The following is a 20097-nucleotide window of genomic DNA, read 5'->3' as shown; positions in this document are numbered from 1 at the left end:
GTTCGATGGCAAAAACTGGAATCGCTGTCTCGATTGCTTTCAGTACGTCACTACTTTGTATATCTAGAGACATTAATGAAAAATCTTTGAGATGCACCACACGCTGATTTTCATTCTTGGGACAATGCTTACTTTACAAGATTTTCAGCCTTAACTGAACCGTATTGGCTTATATTTCTTTTTTTAACTTATCTGTACCTTTAAAATTTTCTTTTAAAGGTAATCAATCAGATATACTTAAACAGGTCTAAATTTTATTTAGATTATACTTTACGGACACTTTACACAAATTTTAAGCTGGATTGATATTAGTAGATATCTATCTTTTGGAGTGTAAGTTAGAATGCAATTAGAAAGTTAAAGCTTAGATACTATTTAATCAATAAAAATATGTTTATTTACCAACGTGGCATTATCACCTATGCTTACGGAGCATCTTATTATCTAGAAATGGCAAAGTCTTTAGCACGTTCTCTACGTCTTCATTCACCAAATATTCCGCGTGCTATTGTTACTGATAATGAACACGAGCGAGATTTATTAGAACTTTATGATTGCGTTATAAGCCTTAAAAAAGAATATGGTTCTAATGTCAAACAAAAGCTTCATGTTTATGATTATTCTCCATTTGAACATACACTTTGTATTGATAGTGATTGCATAGCAGTAAGGGATATTAACTTTATTTTTGATGATTTTCAAGGTAGAAGTTTTAGTGTACCAGGTAATGCATATCTTCAAGCAGGTGATAAAGATAAGTTCATTGATGTAGATGACACACTCAAACAATTTAATCTGACAAAATTACCTAGATTTAATGGAGGTCTCTACTATTTTGAAAAAAACGATACTACTAAAGCATTTTTTGAAACAGCACTAGCATTTTCAAGAGACTGGAAAAAGCTAGGTATTAGTGAATTTCGTGGTGATGGCCCTAATGATGAACGTATTTTTGGTCTAGCTATGATGCTACACAATCAAAGTATGTTTGAAGATAATGGTCAGATGATGCGAACACCTATCGGTCTTCGTGGTTCTTTTGATATAGATGTGATTACAGGTAAATCTACTTTCCAAAAATACAATCAGGTGGTATCTCCTGCTCTTGTACATTTTGCCTGTGTTTGGGGAGAACATCCCGTATATCGTCGTGAAATATCAAAGTTAAAAAATCTAGATAATGGTTCAGGCAACGAGGTCAAGTCTAATATATTTTCCGCAATTCAATATAAGTTTGGCTATCAGATTGCTTTCTTAAGATATATAGCTAAACGTGTACCTAAAAATCCTAAATATATTCAAGCTAGATTTAAAAAACTTTTGATAGAATTTCCTGAATTGATTAAAACTAAATATAAAATTGAGCCAGCTCGGAGCAAATAAAGTTTGGTGCTTAGTTTAAATTACTCAAAGGCTGCTTTGGTTACTTTCTGTAAACTTTAATAGTGTATAATGTGCTGTCTGAGGTTTAGGCAGCACTAACAAAGTGTAATAGCGATCGCGCCTCGCATCCTTCGCTCCTGACAGGTAATAGAAATTATATTTTTGTGAAAACTACAAGGATTGTATCTGTGGGTTTATTCTAGAAACTACACGGTACAGCACAAATTTGTATGTACCACAAAAATCTGTATTACCGTACTTTTATGGAAAATCAACTAGGATTAATTCTAAAACTGCTTTTACTGTCGGCTTTGTTATCGGTATTGATTAAGTATGCAGGGCCAAGTCTATCAATTCCGGCGACAGCAACCAACGCGCTGATTATAGTATTCTTGCCAATTGCGATCGTAGCGATCGCTCTACTATGGCGATTTCAAGCACAAAAACAAAATTAACTCAAACCATTTACGCACAAGTTCCTAAAATCAGCTAACCTAGCTTAATTACAAGAAAATTGCATCTCGCCAACCGTTGGGAGTTAGCCTGTGAACCTCGGTCAATGGATCGGCTTAATCGCCATACTTCTTTCTTTATACATCTTGTGGCAAATTCGGGAAGTGCTTTTGCTCATGTTTGCCGCAGTTGTGTTAGCCACCACCTTAAATCGGCTAGCGAAACGCTTCCAAAGCTTTGGAATGAGGCGCGGATTCGCCGTCCTCCTAGCAGTAGCTATCTTTTTCGCAGGTGTCGTGGGTTTTTTCTGGCTAATTGTGCCGCCATTTGCCCAGCAGTTTCAAGAACTAACCTATCAAGTTCCTAGAGGGTTTGGACGCTTTAATAGTTGGCTTGATGCCCTGAGAACTCGTATTCCTGACCAGTTAGTTCCTTACATCCCAGATATCAATAGCCTGATTCAACAAGTACAGCCCTTCGCCAATCGCCTACTGGGAAACTCCTTTGCTTTTGTATCTGGCTCTTTAGAAGTCGTCCTCAAGATTTTGCTAGTGTTGGTTTTAACAGGAATGATGTTAGCCGACCCAATGGCTTACCGCAAAGTATTTGTGCGGCTTTTCCCTTCATTTTATCGGCGGCGGGTAGATGGGATTTTAGATAAATGTGAAGTCTCTTTGGAAGGATGGATTACAGGCGCTTTCATTGCCATCTGTGTAGTGGGAGTGATGAGTCTGATTGGTTTATCAATTTTGCATGTCAAGGCAGCACTTGCTTTAGCGGTTTTAGCGGGATTTTTTAACTTGATTCCCAATCTGGGGCCAACAATGAGTGTAATCCCAGCAATGGCGATCGCCTTCTTGGATGAACCTTGGAAAGCGATCGCTGTCTTGATTCTCTACTTTATTATTCAACAGATTGAGAGTAATTTCATCACGCCTGTTGTCATGGCGCATCAAGTCTCATTGCTGCCAGCTATAACCTTAATTGCCCAGCTATTTTTCGTCACTTTCTTTGGCTTTTTAGGATTATTTCTAGCCCTACCCCTGACTGTTGTCGCTAAGATTTGGTTGCAAGAAGTGTTAATTAAAGATGTTTTGGATGAATGGGGAAATAATCATACACAAGAGACTGAGTTTGTGATAGTGTCTCAATCTCCAGAAGCCGATGAAAATTGGAATGCACAAAATGTAGACATTAAAAATAAGTCATCGATTGATGATGATATTTTGAAACCAGAAGATTAGTAACTGAATTTTTCATTATAGAAAAAGGCGATCGCTTTTGGTCAGTGGGACATGAGTTCAAATCTCGTCCGCGTCTCCAAAACCTTGACCTGGTAGTTTAGCGGTAAAACAAGCCTTCCCTCTTGTCAGAGTCAGCGTATCTTTATCCCAAGAATTAGGATTGGTCAATAAATAACTCTAGAGTTCAGCTTTTTTAGTGAGTTCAGATTTATAAGCGTAAATCCACTTAATCCTAACCATACATACATTTGATTGATAATACAAGGCTTTGTTTATGGTAATTTTACGTAGAATAAAAAACATTTTGGATACAGGCAGCTTGTGTCCCCCAAAAAATATATCATTTTAATTTTGCAATCCTTGAATTGTTTTTTGGAATTTTATCCTTATTCGGGGTGTTAAGCTGTCGCGCAGAGATTGGCGATCGCTATTTCGAGATGAAGTTATCCAAAAGCCTCGATCGTCCGCGCTCACAAAGAGCAATGAAAATTTCTTTTCCCTACTCCCTAGTTACAGACGCGATTAATCGTGTTTCTCCCTATTCACCATTCAGCAGGAAGCGCAAGCACTGAGAAGATGCGAACAATTGCAGAAATTAACGAGAAAATTAAGCGTCAACGTGCGGTGGTGTTGACAACTGAAGAATTAAAAGCACGAGTTGTAGAAATCGGTGTTACTAAAGCTGCTAAAGAAGTTGATGTAGTTACCACTGGTACTTTTGAGCCGATGGAATCAAGTGGTGCAATTATCAATCTGGGACATACCGATCCCCCAATAAAAATTCGCCGTTGTTGGTTAGATGGCGTGCCAGCATACTCTGGTTTTGGGGCAGTAGATTTATATTTGGGTGCGAGTTGCGCTGTGGAGACGACGGATGGGGAAGAAGTGCGAGAACGTGGTGGTGGTCATGTAATCGAAGATTTGATCGCTGGTAAATCTATACACGTGAAAGCGCAAGGACAAGTAACAGATTGTTACCCCAGAGCAAATTTTGAAACTACAATCACCAGTGACACAATTAATCAGTTTTATTTATTCAATCCGCGCAATCTTTATCAAAATTTCATTGTTGGTGTAAATGGTGGCGATCGCCCCCTCTTCACCTATCTCGGCCCTTTACAACCGCGCTTGGGGAATGCGGTTTATTCTAACCCCGGTGCAATTTCCCCCTTGCTCAACGATCCCGATTTGCAACTCGTTGGTATAGGTACTCGAATTTTTTTAGGCGGCGGTATTGGCTATGTTGCCTGGGAAGGCACTCAGCACTTCCCCTTACAAAAGCGTTTAGCTAATCGTACACCGATTGGGCCTTCTGCAACTTTAGCTTTAATTGGTGATGCGAAGCAAATGGATGCTTATTGGGTGCGAGGGTGTTATTTCAAAAGTTATGGCCCCTCATTAATGTTAGGAGTTGGTGTACCACTACCTGTATTAAATGAACAAGTAATTGAACACTGCGCCGTCCAAGACCGAGATTTAGTAGCCCCAATAGTAGATTTTTCCATTCCTCGGCGCGTCCGTCCTACCTTTGGTTTAGTGAGTTACGCCCAACTCAAATCTGGGTGGATCGCCATAGAGGGCAAAGCAGTACGCTCCGCCCCCTTAGCGAGTTTGTTTTTTTCTAGGCAAGTCGCCCTAGAGTTGAAAAAGTGGATCGAAGCAGGTACATTTACTCTGACAGAACCAGTTTCTCCAATACCGATGGAGCGATCTTTTCTACCCCAAGACCGTCGGACGGATTTTTGATTGGAGCAGGGGAGCAGGGGAGCAGGGGAGCAGGGGAGCAGGGGAGACAAGGGGACAAGGGGGAATTATTGAACAAGTCTCTTCCTTGTCTTCCCCCTCTTCCTTGTCTACCTTGTCTCTTCTCTATGCCCAATGCCCCATTACCTACTCTTGAGTCGGTTTCGGTCGCTTGATCGGTTTAGGAGCGGGTGTTCTTGGTATAGGTTTTGACACCACTGAAGGGTCGCCACCTGTACTTGTTTTCTTGATAGGACGAGGAGTTTCGCCAGTGCGTCTGGGGGGAAATGGTTTTCTACCACCAGCACCACCACCACTGCCAGCACGAGGCCCACCTTTAAATGGTGGTTTGCGTTTTTTGGGCAAATCAGCGATCGCTTCAGCTTTTTCTACTACTAAAACGTCTGCTTCCCGCTTGGCTTGGAAGTCCCAGAATTTTCCCACTGCTTTGGTAGTTAGCACACCCCTCAATTTCAGCTTAAAATATTTGGGTTTGTCAGTTGATTTGCGTGGAGCCTGCCTAATTTTGACTACCAAGCTTTTAGCATCAAAAGATTGGTATACTACTTCACCACGAACAGAAAAACCACCATCTGCAACTTCTGATGAAGGTCTGGGGGCAGTTGTATTTAGTTCAGAGTTCTCGGATAAGCCATCATCGAGTGTCTCTAACTCTTGCAACTCAAAATCCGATTCGTCCTCATCTGTTGAGTTTTTAGCCAGATTTTCTGGCTCCCAAACTCCGACGATTTGGATGTGCAAGGTATCATTTTCTTGTCTAGTACGTGGATATACTACCCACAAGTGTTCTTTTTCTAAGTCTAGATGATTCTTGACTAAGCTCATAATCCGGCCTAGGAGGACGGCATTGAGTTCTACACCATCTGGAGTCAGCAGCGTACCTTGAGTAAATTGTTCGCTGCTAGCATGATAGCGACCCCGGACTAAGCCGATCGCTCGATACTGCATCGGTTCACTGGGAGGCGGAATCGGTTGCTGGCGATTAATCAAGTTCCCATTTGAGTCAGTCTCGCTGGTGTTGACAGGCAAATTGTCAACTTGTTTAGAGGACTGGGCTGCTATATGAACATTAGCGGCTGCCTCTACGTTAGTTAGGCCCTGGTTAGAGGCAGAAGAATTGGAAGATTCAGGCAACGGCATCAGGTCGGAATTCATAAAAACTCCTTGCGGCGGAGACACATCCCATTGTGGGATTTTACAAAGGCAGCTGGAAAGAGCATTTGTGCGACTGATGAAAGTATATTGGCTTTTCACAAAATCACACTAGGGTACTCTATACAATCCTAAAGGCGCTAAATTTAATGTATAAACACTAAATGTCTAATTTAGCGGCTTTACACTAGTTTCGGAAGCATATCATAGCTACAATTCTGACGGCTCCTCCTAAAGTCATCACTTACTTTAGCAGTGTGGATAGTTAATTGTTATAAAATTCACAGGCAATTGGCGGTATTCCGCAAAGTTTTGGAAATTTTTAACTTTACGATTTGTGTAAATGATAATGTCATTAAAATTTAGGAGAAAGACAAAACCGTGTCTCAACCGCGCAATCGTTGGATAGTTCAAGTCGTCTTAGCGGTGGCAATTCTTGCTTTTGTGGGTGTTTCGGTGATTCCCATAATTGGAGCATTTAATAATACGCCACCCTCAAGTCAGAATACTGCTAGCACCAGAGGCAGTTTGCCCTCTGCTGACCAAAAATCAAAACTGGAAGACGAAGCACGGGGTTATGAACAGGTTTTGCAAAGGGAACCAGAAAATCAGACTGCGCTTAAGGGTCTGTTACAGGCGCGGCTGCAATTACTGAGTCAAAAAGATAAAAGTGAGGTTAAACCAGCTGATATCCAAGTTGTGATTGAACCCCTAGAAAAGCTAGCAAAACTGAATCCCGAACAGTCAGAATATTCAGTGTTACTAGCTCAAGCCAAACAGCAAATTGGCGATCGCGAAGGAGCCGCTCAAGCTTATCGCTCGATTTTGTCCACGAAGCCAGGTGATTTAAAGGCTTTGCAAGGAATGGTGGCTCTATTGATCAGTCAGCAACGCCCAGAAGCAGCCATTGGTTTGTTGCAAGAAACTCTATCTAATGCAGCCCAAGCAAATACAATTCAGCCTGGAAGTGTAGATATAGTCGCCGTGCAGGTGCTGTTAGGTTCTGTTCATGCTTCCCAGAAACGCTACGCTCAAGCTAGCTCTGTATATGACCAGGCAATTAAGAAAGATCCCAAAGATTTTCGCCCCGTCGTGGCAAAAGCGATGCTCCTGAAACAACAGGGCAAAGATGCAGATGCAAAACCTTTATTTGATAGTGCCGCAGCTTTAGCACCTGCTAAGTACAGAGACGAAATTAAGAAGGCAGGAACGGTTTCTCCCATTCCTAAATCTGCTACCTCTCCCGCGTCTTCACCGGAAAGTACGCCCAAGTAGTAATGGGCATAGGGCATAGGGCATAGGGCATAGGGCATGGAGAAGAGACAAGGTAGACAAGGAAGAGGGGGAAGACAAGGAAGAGACTTGTTCAATAATTCCCCCTTGTCCCCTTGTCTCCCCTGCCTCCCCTGCTCCTCTGCTCCCCTGCTTCTTCCCCTCACGCTCCTTCAATGGCAGCGACGACACCAAAAACTAAAAACAGGCATCCGCCAATCAGGGTGAGTTGACGCTCAGAAATGCGTCCGGCAATCATTTTGCCGCCGATAACTGCGATCGCAGCACAAATAGCATGTCCTAAAATTGCACCTATTGTGACTCCAATGGGGTTATTGCCTGCGGCTAGGGCAATGGTGGCAATTTGCGTGCGATCGCCCCACTCTGCCATAAATGTCAACACAAAGGCTTCTACAACAATTGCCAAATCAGTCTTTTGCTTTGGTAACTGCAAATCGGCTTGTTTCACCGCAGCTTCCGCTTCTTGTACAATTTCTGTATCACAAGCAGCATTAGACATCTTACTGGCGTCATACAACAGCTTGATACCGAAGGCGATAAATAAAGCTATTTCGGCGTAATGAATATAAGCTTTTGGCAACAAAGATACCGCTTGTCCAAATATCACCGAAAGGATTGTCATCGCCGCCAAAGCAGCTGTCACACCTATAAATACCAGCCGCCGCGGGTGGTGCATTGCCAAAATTACAGCAATAAAAAATGTTTTATCGCCTAGTTCTGAAACTGTAATTAGTAATAAACCTGCGGTAAAAGCTGTTAACACTCTCTCAAGCTCCTGAAGAATCGTATACCGATGTGAAGCTTGATGAGAGCCAAAAGACCTCACCAAGTTTACACTTTTCGGTGTGAACTTAGTGAAGGTCTCGCTTTCAAATATTTATTATTTGCCACCTGAACCAGGCTCATCGCCAGTATGTTGATTCAGATGTACTGGCTTTTATGTTTTTATGCCAGCAGCTACTCCCCTTCTATGCGATCGCCATTGTACATATTTTCTATGTATTAAGTCAAGAGAGTAGGCAATATAGAAAGACGTTTCATTGGATTTGGAATCCACTTTGAGTATACTCTTGCAATCGTGTCATGGGAGGGAATTTTTCAGATCCAATTTTAGATGCGTTTGCCTTAGGGATAGACTAGAAAATCTTACGCTGTATACCTGTTTGACTTTTGAATGCGTGACTTTTGACTTCCGCCTTGCGGTACTAATCTCCAGTGCTATGGCCTGAACTTTGAGTTTTAGCTTCTGATGGGTCAGGCTGAGGTTTTTGATACTTACCTGGATATTTGTGCTGAAAATAAGCTTCTAATACTTGTAAAACCATCGGCCCGCAAATAGTACCGCCATGTTCGCCAGTATTTTCCCCAAAGGCCACAACCACAATTTCTGGCTTATTACTGGGCGCATAAGCACCAAACCAAGTATGATTTGGGCGACCAACACCAGCTTCAGCTGTGCCACTCTTCCCGGAAGCTGGGGCAATTGTTGGCACGTCCAAGCGCTTCCCAGTGCCTTCACTCACTACCCTTCGCAGTCCGTCGCGCAGAACTTTGATAGTTGTCGGCTTCATATTTAAGGATTCTCGCCAACTTTTTGCTTCTTCGTTATCTTTAAGCAAATGCGGTTGAACTCGATATCCACCATTAGCAGGGACAGAAAACATAATCGCCGATTGCAGAGGTGTCACTTGCAAAGCGCCTTGACCAATTGACATATTAATGGTGTCGCCAACAGTCCAAGGCGTTTTCAAAACTTTCTGTTTCCATATTTCATCTGGAACCAAACCTACTGATTCTTCATCCCGAAATTCAATACCAGTTCTTTGACCAAACCCGTATTTGCGACTCCATTTAATTAAAGTTGGGCCGCCAACTTTTCTGCCAACTTGATAGAAGAAAGTATCACTACTCATAGCGATCGCTCTGGGAAATCCCAATGGCCCGAATCCGGCGTGGTTCCACTCACCAAATGTCACCCCACCCACGGTAAGCGAACCAAAGGTTTGTAGTATGGTATCAGGAGAAAATTCACCTGATTCAAGTCCAGCTGTTGTAGTCACAACTTTAAAAGTACTGGCGGGTGGAAAGGCACTCAGAGCGCGATTCACCAAGGGATGATCTTTACCTTGGAGACTTTCCCAATCTTTTTGAGAGAGTTTTTGTTTGGAAAAAATATTTGGATCAAAGGTGGGGTAAGATACCAACGCTAAAACAGCACCATTGTTCGGATCGAGTGCTGCGATCGCACCTCGGTGATTTCCCAAAGCTTTTTCGGCTGCCTTTTGCACATCCAAATCTATGGTTAGGTGCAAATCATTACCAGCTTTTGCCTGTTTCTCTCCTATAACCCGGATTGGTCTACCCGCACCATCCACTTCCACTTGCTGACCGCCCCATTCGCCTCGTAGAGCTTTCTCATAAGCCTTTTCCACCCCCATCTGACCGATTACATCTCCCAGCCGATAGCCTAACTCCTTCTTGCCTTTTAACTGGTCGGCGGTCAACTCCCGTGTATAACCTAGTACGTGCGCTAATTGCTTGCCGTGGGGATAATAACGTACAGAATCTGTATTTATTTCCACTTCGGGAAGTTCATTTTTATACTCCTTTAATGCCGTAATTTCTGCTTCATTTAAATCGCGAGCAACCCGAATGAGTGAAGAAGAATTAGCCCCTGCTTGTTCTAATTTCTTTTCCATCTCATCTTGGGGAATGTTAAGAATTTGCGCTAGACGCGGGCCGACTACAGACCAGGAAGGCTTAGTATGTGCCATCGGCCACAAATATACTGAGCTAGGGTAGCGAGTACTAGCTAAAAGTTTGCCATTCCGGTCAAAAATATTGCCCCGTTCTGGTTGTTTGGGAATCATCCGAATTCGGTTTGCTTCAGCTCGTTCCCGGAGTTTTGGCCCTTCAACAATTTGCAAGTAAGCCAAACGAGCCTCAATCCCACTGATCGTTAATAGGGTAAATACGATTAAAAATATTGATTGGAAACCACGTCCAACTGTACGTGTATCTTTTTTGTTGCCAAGTGATGGGAATAATGACATAAGTATCAATTCAAAATTCAAAATGAATAAACGCAATTCCAGCCAGACTTTTAGCAATTGCTAATATGCAATTTTAAGGTTTGTTAACTTCATCGCAGAATCTCTAAGTAGAAAATGTATATAATTTTACCATGCTTTTATTTTAGTTGCTGGGTATGAAAGAATCGGGCGAGTATATTCTTGAACAATTGTTTTTGGCGGATACAATAAACCAAAGTGTCAAATATAGTCTGCCCAAAAGACTAGAGCAATTGACAAAATAACGTAATATCACGGCATTCTACTGAGGATTATGGCTCAAATTGTCATGCAAAATCAGAGGGGGATAACAAGTTTTCAGCCACTTGATGTTGAACTGCGTAACGTCTTCAAGTTTTTTAACCAAGAACCAGCAGTAAATGGAATTGATTTGGATGTCAGACAAGGAGAATTTTTTAGTATTTTAGGCCCCTCCGGTTGTGGTAAAACAACAACACTACGCTTAATTGCTGGGTTTGAAATTGCTGACGCTGGTAAGGTGTTTATTCAGGGTCAGTCCATGACTAATGTGCCCCCTTACCGCCGACCCGTCAATACTGTATTTCAAAGTTACGCTTTATTTAACCACCTAAATGTTTGGAATAACATCGCTTTTGGACTGCGGTTAAAAAAAATACCCAAATCGAAAATTGAAGCTAGAGTCCAAGAAGTTTTAAAACTGGTGAAAATGGAAAGTTTGCGATCGCGCTTTCCCAATCAACTTTCTGGTGGTCAACAGCAGCGAGTAGCTTTAGCCAGGGCTTTAGTCAACCGTCCCACCGTGGTACTACTGGATGAACCTTTAGGGGCGTTAGATTTAAAACTACGTAAAGAAATGCAGGTTGAGTTATCAAATTTACACAAAGACTTGGGGTTAACCTTTGTGATGGTGACACACGACCAAGAAGAAGCATTGTCTTTGAGCGATCGCATTGCCGTGATGAATCAAGGCAAAATTGAACAAGTTGGCACTCCCAGCCAAATTTACGAACGTCCTTGTACATCCTTTGTTGCTGATTTTATTGGTGATACTAATTTATTCAGTGGTGAAATCGTCGCGGTAGACTCCTCTAATATTAAAATCTCCACAAAAATGGGGCTATCAATTGTTATTAGCCGCGCTGAAGATACACCAACTGAATTATCACAAGCTGTAGTAGTAAGTGTGCGTCCAGAAAAAATACAGCTTTCGCTTTATCCACCTAATTTGCCAGTTAACTGCTTTGAAGGACGGCTTGTCAACGTTATGTATTTGGGCACACACGTTAATTATGTTATGGAATTAACAAATGGCATTAGCATTAATGTTTTGCAACCTAATACTTTGGGCACTTTACCAGACCGCGACACACTTATTTACGCCTGGTGGGCAGAAACTGATTGTTTAGCTATTAGTCAATAGTTAATGGTCATAGAAAGCGGTGGCAAATTAGTCAACCTCATGGAAAAGGAGGACAACCGTCTTACAAAGGATATAACCTTACAGTTGCAAAAAAAAACTTTAATGCTGAATTGGAATTGTAATTACAAACTCCGTTCCTGCTGCTGGTGTTGAATGACATTCCAGTTTACCACCATGTGTTTCTGTAATGATTTGATAACTGATAAACATTCCCATACCTGTTCCCTTACCTACAGGCTTGTTGGTGAAAAACGGATTAAAAACTTGTTTTTGAATCTGTTCTGACATCCCTATTCCATTGTCAGCGATCGCGATTTTTATCCAACCGTCATCTATCACTGAGGTACGAATGGCGATCGTGGGAGTTAACAACCCAGATGTGAAATTGTCTATTCTTAATTGTGTATTCTCAATTGTCCATTCTTCTAAAGCATCAATGGCATTTGCCAATATATTCATAAACACCTGATTGAGTTCTCCGCCATAGCATTCCACTAAAGGTAATGCGCCGTAGTCTTTGATGACTTGAATGGCTGGAAGTTTTGTTGTTTCTTGGAAGCGATGTTGCAATACCATTAGAGTACTGTCGATGCTTTCGTGAATATCTACTGCTTTAAACTCGGCTTCATCTATGCGTGAGAAGGTTCGTAACGACAGCACAATCTGACGGATGCGCTGAGTGCCAACTTTCATCGAACTCAATATTCTTGGTACATCTTTCTGGATGTACTCTAGGTCAATTTCTTCACATAAAGCTTGAAATTCCAACTTATTACCAGATTGCTGCTGATGGTGAATTACTCGTAACAGGTCTTGAGTATATTCTTCAAGATAGGTGAGATTACCGTGAATAAAATTAACGGGGTTGTTGATTTCGTGGGCAACTCCAGCCACAAGTTGACCCAAACTAGACATTTTTTCTGCTTGAATCATTTGGGCTTGAGTTTGTCTGAGTTCTTGAAGAGTTTGTGCTAAATTTTCTGTTTGTTGTCGCAATTGGTCTTCCATCTGTTTGCGTTCACTAATATCCCTGGCGACACAAACAACGGTGTTTTCGGTCATACTGGCAATATTCGCCTCAAACCAAACCTCTTGCTCACCTATAGGCAAGCTATATTCTACCTTCACGGTTTTTTGAGTTAAGAGTGCTTGTTGAATAGAGTTGAGAAAATAGTCGGCACAAGCGGAGGGTAAAACCTCATGTATTTTTCTGCCCAGCAGTTCCGCAGGAGGTTGGTAGAGTAAGGGCGCACCACTAGGAGCGATTTTGAGGTATCGTCCTTCGGCATCTAAGACAAGAATCACATCCTGCATAGCGTTGAACAAGGCGAGTAATTCTGCTTGCGAGGCTTTGATTAATTCTTCAGCTTGTTTGCGACTGCTGATATCGCTAATAGCGCCATGAAGACCAATAATTTCACCGTCTGAGTCGAAAATTGGCGAAGCCACTGACCTCATCCAGCACCAATCTCCATCCTTTTTTAGGTGGCGAAATTCTATGGCGATCCGCTGCCCCTTCGTTTCCACCATTTCTTGGATTTTTCTCTGGGCTAGGGGGAAATCATCAGGATGAAGCAGGGGAGCAAAGGTTTGACCAAGTAAGTCTGAAGGTTCCCATCCTAAAACATTTTTATATTGTGGTGAGACATAAGTAAAAAGACCTTCTACTGACATGGAAAAAATCAGGTCGCTGATATTTTCCACGAGTTGGCGATACTTAGCTTCACTCTCAGCTAAAGCAGTTGCCGCCGCTTGGTGATGCCGTCCGCGAATTTTGTTTGCTGATTCTACAAAGGTAGAATTATCTGCCAATTTCGACTGTAATTCTATCAGTTGTAAATCTTGTGGGACTTCATCAGTAACTAATTCCCAAATTTGATGTTGTTCGGCTAACAGCGTAGTTGAATAAAGGTCTTGCAATGCTTCTAGCTGTTGCAGCAATTGGGCATTTTGCTCACGTAAAAGCAATATCTCTTCATTGATTTTTTCAGTACACATGTTCAACTCCGATTTACTTTACTTAGTGCTGTTTGCAGATAGCTAGGGTTGAGCCAGTCCTGCCTAACTGAGGACTTACGCAAAAATTGCTCAAAAGCTTAATTAATCCAACCACCAACGCGGAGCGTCTCTACGAGAAGATGCCTTTTATGCATGAACGCTACACGCTCATGTGCAAGTGGGGTGACAGAATCTTCCTAGCTAAAGTTGGTCTACTCAGTACTGTTTATTGACGCACTGGAATTGCAATTACAAACTCTGTACCTTTTCCTGGAGAGGAGTTGCAGTGTATTGAACCCCCGTGTTTTTCCACAACAATTTGACGGGCGATCGCTAATCCTAAACCCGTTCCTTTTCCCACAGATTTCGTCGTAAACAAATGGTCAAATATCTTTTGCTTGACTGCTTCATTCATGCCATTAGCATTATCAGCAATCGTTATTTTCACTTGATTATCTTGCAATGAGTTTTGAATTGTAATCTTGTTAGGCTTTTCTTGGATTTCTGCAAAATTCCGCCCAGTATTCGATTCATCTAAGGCATCAATGGCATTAGCTAGGATATTCATAAACACCTGGTTTAATTGTCCAGGAAAACATTCAACTTCAGGCAAACTGCCATAATCGGTTATTACTTCAATTGCTGGACGTTGCTCATTGGCTTTGAGGCGATGTTTGAGAATTAAAATTGTACTTTCAATGCCTTCATGAATTTTAAATGGCACTTTATAATCTTTATCAGCACGAGAGAAAGTTCTTAAACTAGTGCTGATATTTTTCAGGCGATCGCACGCCATCACCATTGAATCTATTGCCTTGGGCAAATCTTGTAAACTATAATCTAAGTCAATTTCTTCTGCATGATCAATAATTTCAGCACCCGGATTAGGTAAACTTTCTTGATAAAGTTTCAAGTGTTGCACTACATCAGCAATAGTGGGTTTAGCTTGTTTGAGACTTGCAGCAATAAAGCCCAAAGGATTATTCATTTCATGGGCTACGCCAGCAACTAAATTACCCAGTGCTGACATTTTCTCACTTTGAACAATTTGTAATTGGGCTTGTTGTAAATCTTCTAAGGCTGTTCCGAGTGCTTGAGATTTTTCTGTAACTGCTGATTCTGCTTGTTTGCGATCGCTAATATTAATCGTTGTCCCAACTACGCGATAAACTTTGCCCGTCTCATCTTTTAAAGGGCTGAGTGTGCTTAACAACCAAATTTTCTGGTCATTAAATGTTAGACATTCTTCATAAGTGATGGGTATTCCAGTTTGGAAACAATGCAGATATTTTTGCTCAATTGCTGCAACTTCATCAGGAGCCATTAATTCTTGCGGACTTTTACCCAGCACTTCCGAAGCAGGTATACCAATCACTATTTCGCATGATTTGCTCCATCCTGTGTACTCATACCTACCATTATCCCGGATATCAGTCACAAAAATAAGACAGCCAACACCTTCGTAAATACTACTGAGAAACTTTTCTCGCTCCTGGAGATGATTATATAATTGGGCATTTTCCAAAGAAATTGCGGCTTGAGTGCAGAGGAAATTTACAATAGAAAGGCGATCGCTAGTAAATACCCCTTGAGTCAGTTGATTTTCTAGGTAAAGAATCCCTACTAAACGCCCTTGATTAAGAATCGGGGTACATAATACACTTTGGGGTTGTGTTCGGTGCATATATTCCCCAATCAACCCAATAATATCTGTTTTGCAATTGTCTATAACAACTGTTTGTTGAGTATTTTTGACGTAATTGATAATTTTTGCGGGAATCTCTTGACAATTAGCGAGTAATTGGGGTTCAAGAATGGTTTGTATTTTCTCATGATTGATAAAAGTAATTGCCCTAACTTGCCAAATATCATCTTGGGGAAGAATTAACACAGCTTTCTTGGCGCCAGAGTTTTCTAGGATAATGTGGGTCAAGCTGGCAATGAGTTGATTTAATTCCAGAGAACTGGAGATAGCTTGAGCGGCTTTGAGGACAGAGGTAAAATCTAATGTGTGGGAAATATTAGTGCTGCCAGTGGTAGAAGTACGAGTAGATGAGGAAGTGCCACGAAAGCTAATAGTTTCTAAAGTATTGAAGTTGATTCGTTGCTGTTGCAGAATTGATTGGAGTAGTTGGGGATAGCGTTTTTCTAAGTCTTCTATTTTGGCTTTTGCACCCCAACGAGCGTAACAGTAGTATGCTTCTTGCATATATGCTTGGGCAACTCTTTCTTTAACCCAATCGAGATAAAATTTAGCTACTAGTTCATTGCTAAGTGCTTCTTCTTGGATGTAGCCGTTGGCTTTAGCTAGAGTTATGGCGCGATCGTAATTTTCCAGTGCTTCTGCTTTATTGCCCAACACTCGTTGTTTTTCAGCCTCAACTAAATGCCATTTATGCAGATGATTCGTGGGAGCATTTTGCGCACAACGGTACAGAGTGGTTTGATGGATTTCTACCTGGGCAAGAATTACGGAAAGTTCAATTTCTGGCTGGGTGGAAAATAGGGCTAGGTACGTCAGGGCTGCGTAGAAATGGAAAATCGGAACAAAAATCAATCCTGATACTGCAAGTAAATACTTTTCCCCTTCCGCAATGTAAGCGATCGCAGCCTTATAATCACCAAAAGAATAGGCAAGCAACAGTTTGTAGATATACAACTCAGCCATCACCGTGAGTTCATTAGCCTGACGATGTTTGGCAATCATCACCGTTTCATCGTAGATACTGCCGCTCAAACAATCGGGCTGAATTTGGGTTTCCCTAAAGTTCTGTGCCGCCTGCCGCATAATACTCACATAAGTCTGGGCAGAATGTTGCTTCGCCTGAGTTAAGGCGGCGTTGTAACTTGCTATATCTAATTCCAAATTGCTAAGTTCAGAGCCACTCCAAAAGACCGCATAGCTGTAACAACATACGTTATAGCCAGCGTGTAAAAAATCGCCAGTTTCCATACCAGAGGTAAAACCAGATTTTAGCAATGGTATCGTTGCCGAGAGGGCTTCTTGGTGATGCTGAATAAAGCCACCAAACAACATGGAAATTATGGATTTGAATTCCCGCACATTGAACCGATCTAGCAAATTCAATCCCAATTGCCCAAAATCGTAGCCCCCTTCAACTTCTCCCAAAAAGGCACACAACACCATTCCGTGCAGCGCATACCCCACAGTTGAGGCGGGCGTATTCCCAAACTGAAGCGATAGGCTGACCATTGTGCAGCTAATTAGGGGCAATAAACCCGGCATTCCTTGGAAAACAGGTGCAAACAACATCCCTAACAGTTGCATGGCTGCCTCTGCTTGAGGATCGGTCATCGCTGGTAAGTCAGCTAGTTCTTCAATTCGTTTGCCTGCGAGTTGACTAGCAAGGACTTGTAAAGCTTTACCAATCTCAGCATTGTTTGGCTCAATGGGTAGCTCAACTCCCAATTGTTTTAAAGCATCTCTGCCAACTGCGATCGCTTCTAATAGTCTGCTCTGGGCTGTCTGGGCAGCAATTTGAATTTCGTAAATTTTAACTTTATCTAAAATCGTCTGAGCTGATTGCAACACCTGTAACGCGATCTGTTCCATGCCATCAAAGTCAGCATTTAAGTAGGCGGCTTCGGCGGCGGCAACATAGAGACTCAGGGTCAATTCATATTGATCTTGCCAGCAATTCACTGTGAGCAGCTCAATCCCAGTTTGTAAATAGGCTCTGGCAGCAGCATAAGCAGTAGAACTTTTAGCTTTATCTGCTGCTGCTAAGTTAAGTCGAGCCAAGGCTTCTCGCTGGTGCGGTTGGGCAATCAACTCTTGCCCTAAATTCAAATGTCCAACAATATCAAACAGTTTTTCTTCTTGTTCTATTTGAGAAGAATTTTGTAGAAGCAATTGACCAATTTTGAGATGAGTTGCTTGTTTTTGGTTATCAGGAATTAGAGAATAGGCAGCTTGTTGTACTCTGTCATGTAAAAATCTATATTTGGCTAATTGTTTATTGGTATTCCCAGTTGACAGCGCCAATCGCTCGTGATTTTCTCCCTGATAAAATTTATAAACATCACTAATTGGTAAAATCAAGCCTTCTTGTAAAGCTTTCCATAAACTCGCAGCCGTTTCAATTTCTGATGACTCCCAAACAATTGCCAAGGTTGCTAAATCAAATTGATTGCCAATGCAAGCGGCTAACTGCAATACATTTTGAGTTGATTGAGGCAATCTTTGTAATTGAAATACCATGAACTTAACAACATCATCTGTCACCGCTTGCTGATTTATTTGGGTGATATCACATTGCCATCCTCCCGTAGCCCCACCTTGGTAAGGGGAGGTGAATTCAATTAATCCATCTTGGTGTAGTGCCTTGAGAAACTGTATGGTAAAAAACGGATTACCTTGAGTTTTCTGAAATACCAATTGAGAAACAGGTAATGCCGAATCTTTTGTACATTTAAGTGTGTCAGTAACTAATTGATTTACTTGCGATTGACTTAGAGGCGCTAAAGTAATCGTATTAATTGTAGCTGCTGCTGTTTTTTGGATATCATTCAAAGTCAACATTAATGGATGTGCTGAATTGACTTCGTTATCACGATAAGCACCAATTAAGAAAAGATGTTTTGTATCAGCCATTAATAACTGTATTAACATCAACGATGCTGAATCTGCCCATTGTAAATCATCTAAAAACATCACTAATGGATGTTTTTCACTGGTAAAGACTTGGGTAAATTTTTGAAATAATAAATTAAACCGATTCTGAGCAGCAGTTCCTGATAATTCTGTAACAGGTTGTTGCTGACCAATAATTCTTTCTAATTCGGGGATGACTTCAATAATCACCTGTCCATTATCACCTACAGCCGCTAAGATATTGGTTTTAAATTGCTGGATTTGAGCATCGCTTTCTGTTAACAATTGCCCCATTAAATCGCGGAAGGCTTGCACAAAAGCACTAAAGGGAATATTTCGTTGAAATTGGTCGTATTTCCCTTTGATAAAATAACCGCGTTTTTTGACGATTGGTTTATGAACTTCGTTAACTACAACGGTTTTACCAATACCCGAAAAACCAGCCACCAGCATCATTTCTGTCGCACCCGTACTAACGCGCTCAAATGCTTGCAGGAGAGTTTCTACTTCTGTTTCTCGTCCATAAAGTTTATCAGGAATAATAAAGCGATCGCACAGATCCCGTTGAGCAATTGGGAAATGCTTAATTTCACCAGTTTCTTGGAGTTGAGATAAACAAGTTTCTAAATCAAATTTCAGTCCCAATGCACTTTGATAGCGGTCTTCAGCATTTTTTGCCATCAATTTCATGACAATATCTGACAACACTTGTGGAATCTCTTCACTTCTAACTTCCTGAAGGGATGGTGGAAGTTTTGCTAGATGACAATGTACTAACTCCATCGGGTCGTTTGAATGAAACGGTAACTCACCCGTTAGTAGTTCATAAAAAGTCACACCTAAAGAATAGAAATCAGTCCGGTAGTCAATCCCCCGATTCATTCTTCCTGTTTGTTCGGGAGAAATATAACCAAGTGTCCCTTCTAAAACATTGGGATTCATCAATGTTTGAGTTTCCCGTGGTAGTAGGGATGCAATACTAAAGTCAATTAATTTAACTTGTTTGGTTTCTAGATTAATTAAAACATTGGCGGGTTTAATATCTTTATGAATAATCCGATCGCGATACAATATATCTAAGGTGTTGCATAGTGCGATCGCTATTTCTAAAAACTCCATCAAAGATTCTAAGCTTTTCCCCACTACTTCGGCTTCTCTACGAGACGCTGGGCGAACGCTCAGTACAAGTCCCCAATCCTTGAGAGAAACCCCCCCAAAGTCTTCCATCACCAACGCATAACCATTTTGATACGGTTCTAGGCTATGAGTTTGGACAATCAGAGGTGAGTTGAGATTCTTAGTTATGGTGTACTGATTCCGAAAAGACAAGAGTTCGCTGAAACTCGGATAAGGATTTTTCAGCAACTTAATCACTACAGGTAATGAGTCAGTCTCTCGATACCCTCGATAAACGATGGTTCTAGAACCATTGTAGAGTTCTTCGCTAACCTGATATCCGGGAATATTGACTCTCGTACTAACCATACTGCTAAATCTTTAAGACTTCAGATATAGTGTTCCCAGATATAAACCTAACCCGTCGCTCCACAACTTGAAATTTTCAGGATTTAGAGTCAAAGAAAATCGACGCTAATCCCATACCTTCTCTACGAGACGCGCCGCTCATGGAGTCTCTTGCATAAGTCGATTCAACGATTTTTGCAAAAGACTTCATAAGCTGCGCTCACAAGGAATAATGAAAATCTCTTTTCCTCCTGCCTT

Annotated in this window: 12 protein-coding genes; 6 read left to right on the top strand and 6 right to left on the bottom strand. The window is 41.5% G+C overall.

Annotated elements, in window-relative coordinates; genetic code table 11:
• Positions 1-390: 390 nt before the first annotated feature.
• The 3 genes from V7K45_RS21500 (at position 391) to V7K45_RS21490 (ending at position 3080) form a co-directional block, all read left to right on the top strand.
• A complete protein-coding gene (locus V7K45_RS21500; RefSeq protein ID WP_335007003.1) occupies positions 391-1383 on the top strand; it encodes a hypothetical protein in 993 nt (330 codons plus the stop codon).
• A 263-nt stretch (positions 1384-1646) separates the two neighbouring features.
• The gene (locus V7K45_RS21495; RefSeq protein ID WP_094351187.1) at positions 1647-1838 is read left to right on the top strand and encodes a hypothetical protein; all 192 of its coding nucleotides are present in this window, start codon (positions 1647-1649) and stop codon (positions 1836-1838) included.
• 90 nt (positions 1839-1928) lie between these two features.
• A complete protein-coding gene (locus V7K45_RS21490) occupies positions 1929-3080 on the top strand; it encodes an AI-2E family transporter (RefSeq protein WP_335007000.1) in 1152 nt (383 codons plus the stop codon).
• A 345-nt stretch (positions 3081-3425) separates the two neighbouring features.
• Here V7K45_RS21490 and V7K45_RS21485 read toward each other — a convergent pair whose 3' ends face one another.
• Positions 3426-3554, bottom strand: coding sequence for a hypothetical protein (locus V7K45_RS21485; RefSeq protein ID WP_335006998.1), 129 nt, complete (start codon positions 3552-3554; stop codon positions 3426-3428).
• A gap of 102 nt (positions 3555-3656) precedes the next feature.
• On the opposite strand from V7K45_RS21485, the gene V7K45_RS21480 reads away from it, so the two are divergent.
• Positions 3657-4826, top strand: a complete 1170-nt coding sequence (locus V7K45_RS21480) for a homocysteine biosynthesis protein (protein ID WP_335006996.1) — start codon at positions 3657-3659, stop codon at positions 4824-4826.
• Positions 4827-4970: 144 nt separating this feature from the next.
• Here V7K45_RS21480 and V7K45_RS21475 read toward each other — a convergent pair whose 3' ends face one another.
• The gene (locus V7K45_RS21475) at positions 4971-5999 is read right to left on the bottom strand and encodes a hypothetical protein (protein WP_335006994.1); all 1029 of its coding nucleotides are present in this window, start codon (positions 5997-5999) and stop codon (positions 4971-4973) included.
• A 378-nt stretch (positions 6000-6377) separates the two neighbouring features.
• Between V7K45_RS21475 and V7K45_RS21470 the strand changes: the two genes are divergently transcribed.
• The gene (locus V7K45_RS21470) at positions 6378-7271 is read left to right on the top strand and encodes a tetratricopeptide repeat protein (RefSeq protein ID WP_335006992.1); all 894 of its coding nucleotides are present in this window, start codon (positions 6378-6380) and stop codon (positions 7269-7271) included.
• A 160-nt stretch (positions 7272-7431) separates the two neighbouring features.
• On the opposite strand, the gene V7K45_RS21465 is transcribed toward V7K45_RS21470, so the two are convergent.
• Both V7K45_RS21465 and mrdA read right to left on the bottom strand, forming a co-directional pair.
• A complete protein-coding gene (locus V7K45_RS21465; protein ID WP_335006990.1) occupies positions 7432-8052 on the bottom strand; it encodes a TMEM165/GDT1 family protein in 621 nt (206 codons plus the stop codon).
• Between the two features lie 442 nt (positions 8053-8494).
• Positions 8495-10342, bottom strand: a complete 1848-nt coding sequence (mrdA, locus tag V7K45_RS21460; RefSeq protein ID WP_335006988.1) for a penicillin-binding protein 2 — start codon at positions 10340-10342, stop codon at positions 8495-8497.
• A gap of 292 nt (positions 10343-10634) precedes the next feature.
• On the opposite strand from mrdA, the gene V7K45_RS21455 reads away from it, so the two are divergent.
• Positions 10635-11762 (top strand): ABC transporter ATP-binding protein, encoded by a 1128-nt coding sequence (locus tag V7K45_RS21455; RefSeq protein ID WP_335006986.1) that lies wholly within the window; start codon positions 10635-10637, stop codon positions 11760-11762.
• A 99-nt stretch (positions 11763-11861) separates the two neighbouring features.
• On the opposite strand, the gene V7K45_RS21450 is transcribed toward V7K45_RS21455, so the two are convergent.
• Both V7K45_RS21450 and V7K45_RS21445 read right to left on the bottom strand, forming a co-directional pair.
• Entirely contained in the window at positions 11862-13760 is a 1899-nt protein-coding gene (locus tag V7K45_RS21450; protein ID WP_335006984.1) for a PAS domain-containing sensor histidine kinase, read from the bottom strand.
• 226 nt (positions 13761-13986) lie between these two features.
• Positions 13987-19860, bottom strand: coding sequence for an AAA family ATPase (locus V7K45_RS21445; RefSeq protein ID WP_335006982.1), 5874 nt, complete (start codon positions 19858-19860; stop codon positions 13987-13989).
• Positions 19861-20097 lie beyond the last annotated feature (237 nt).

This window comes from Nostoc sp. (genome assembly GCF_036917375.1).
Taxonomy (GTDB): Bacteria; Cyanobacteriota; Cyanobacteriia; order Cyanobacteriales; family Nostocaceae; genus Nostoc.
This window is presented reverse-complemented; position numbering and strand designations above follow the sequence as displayed.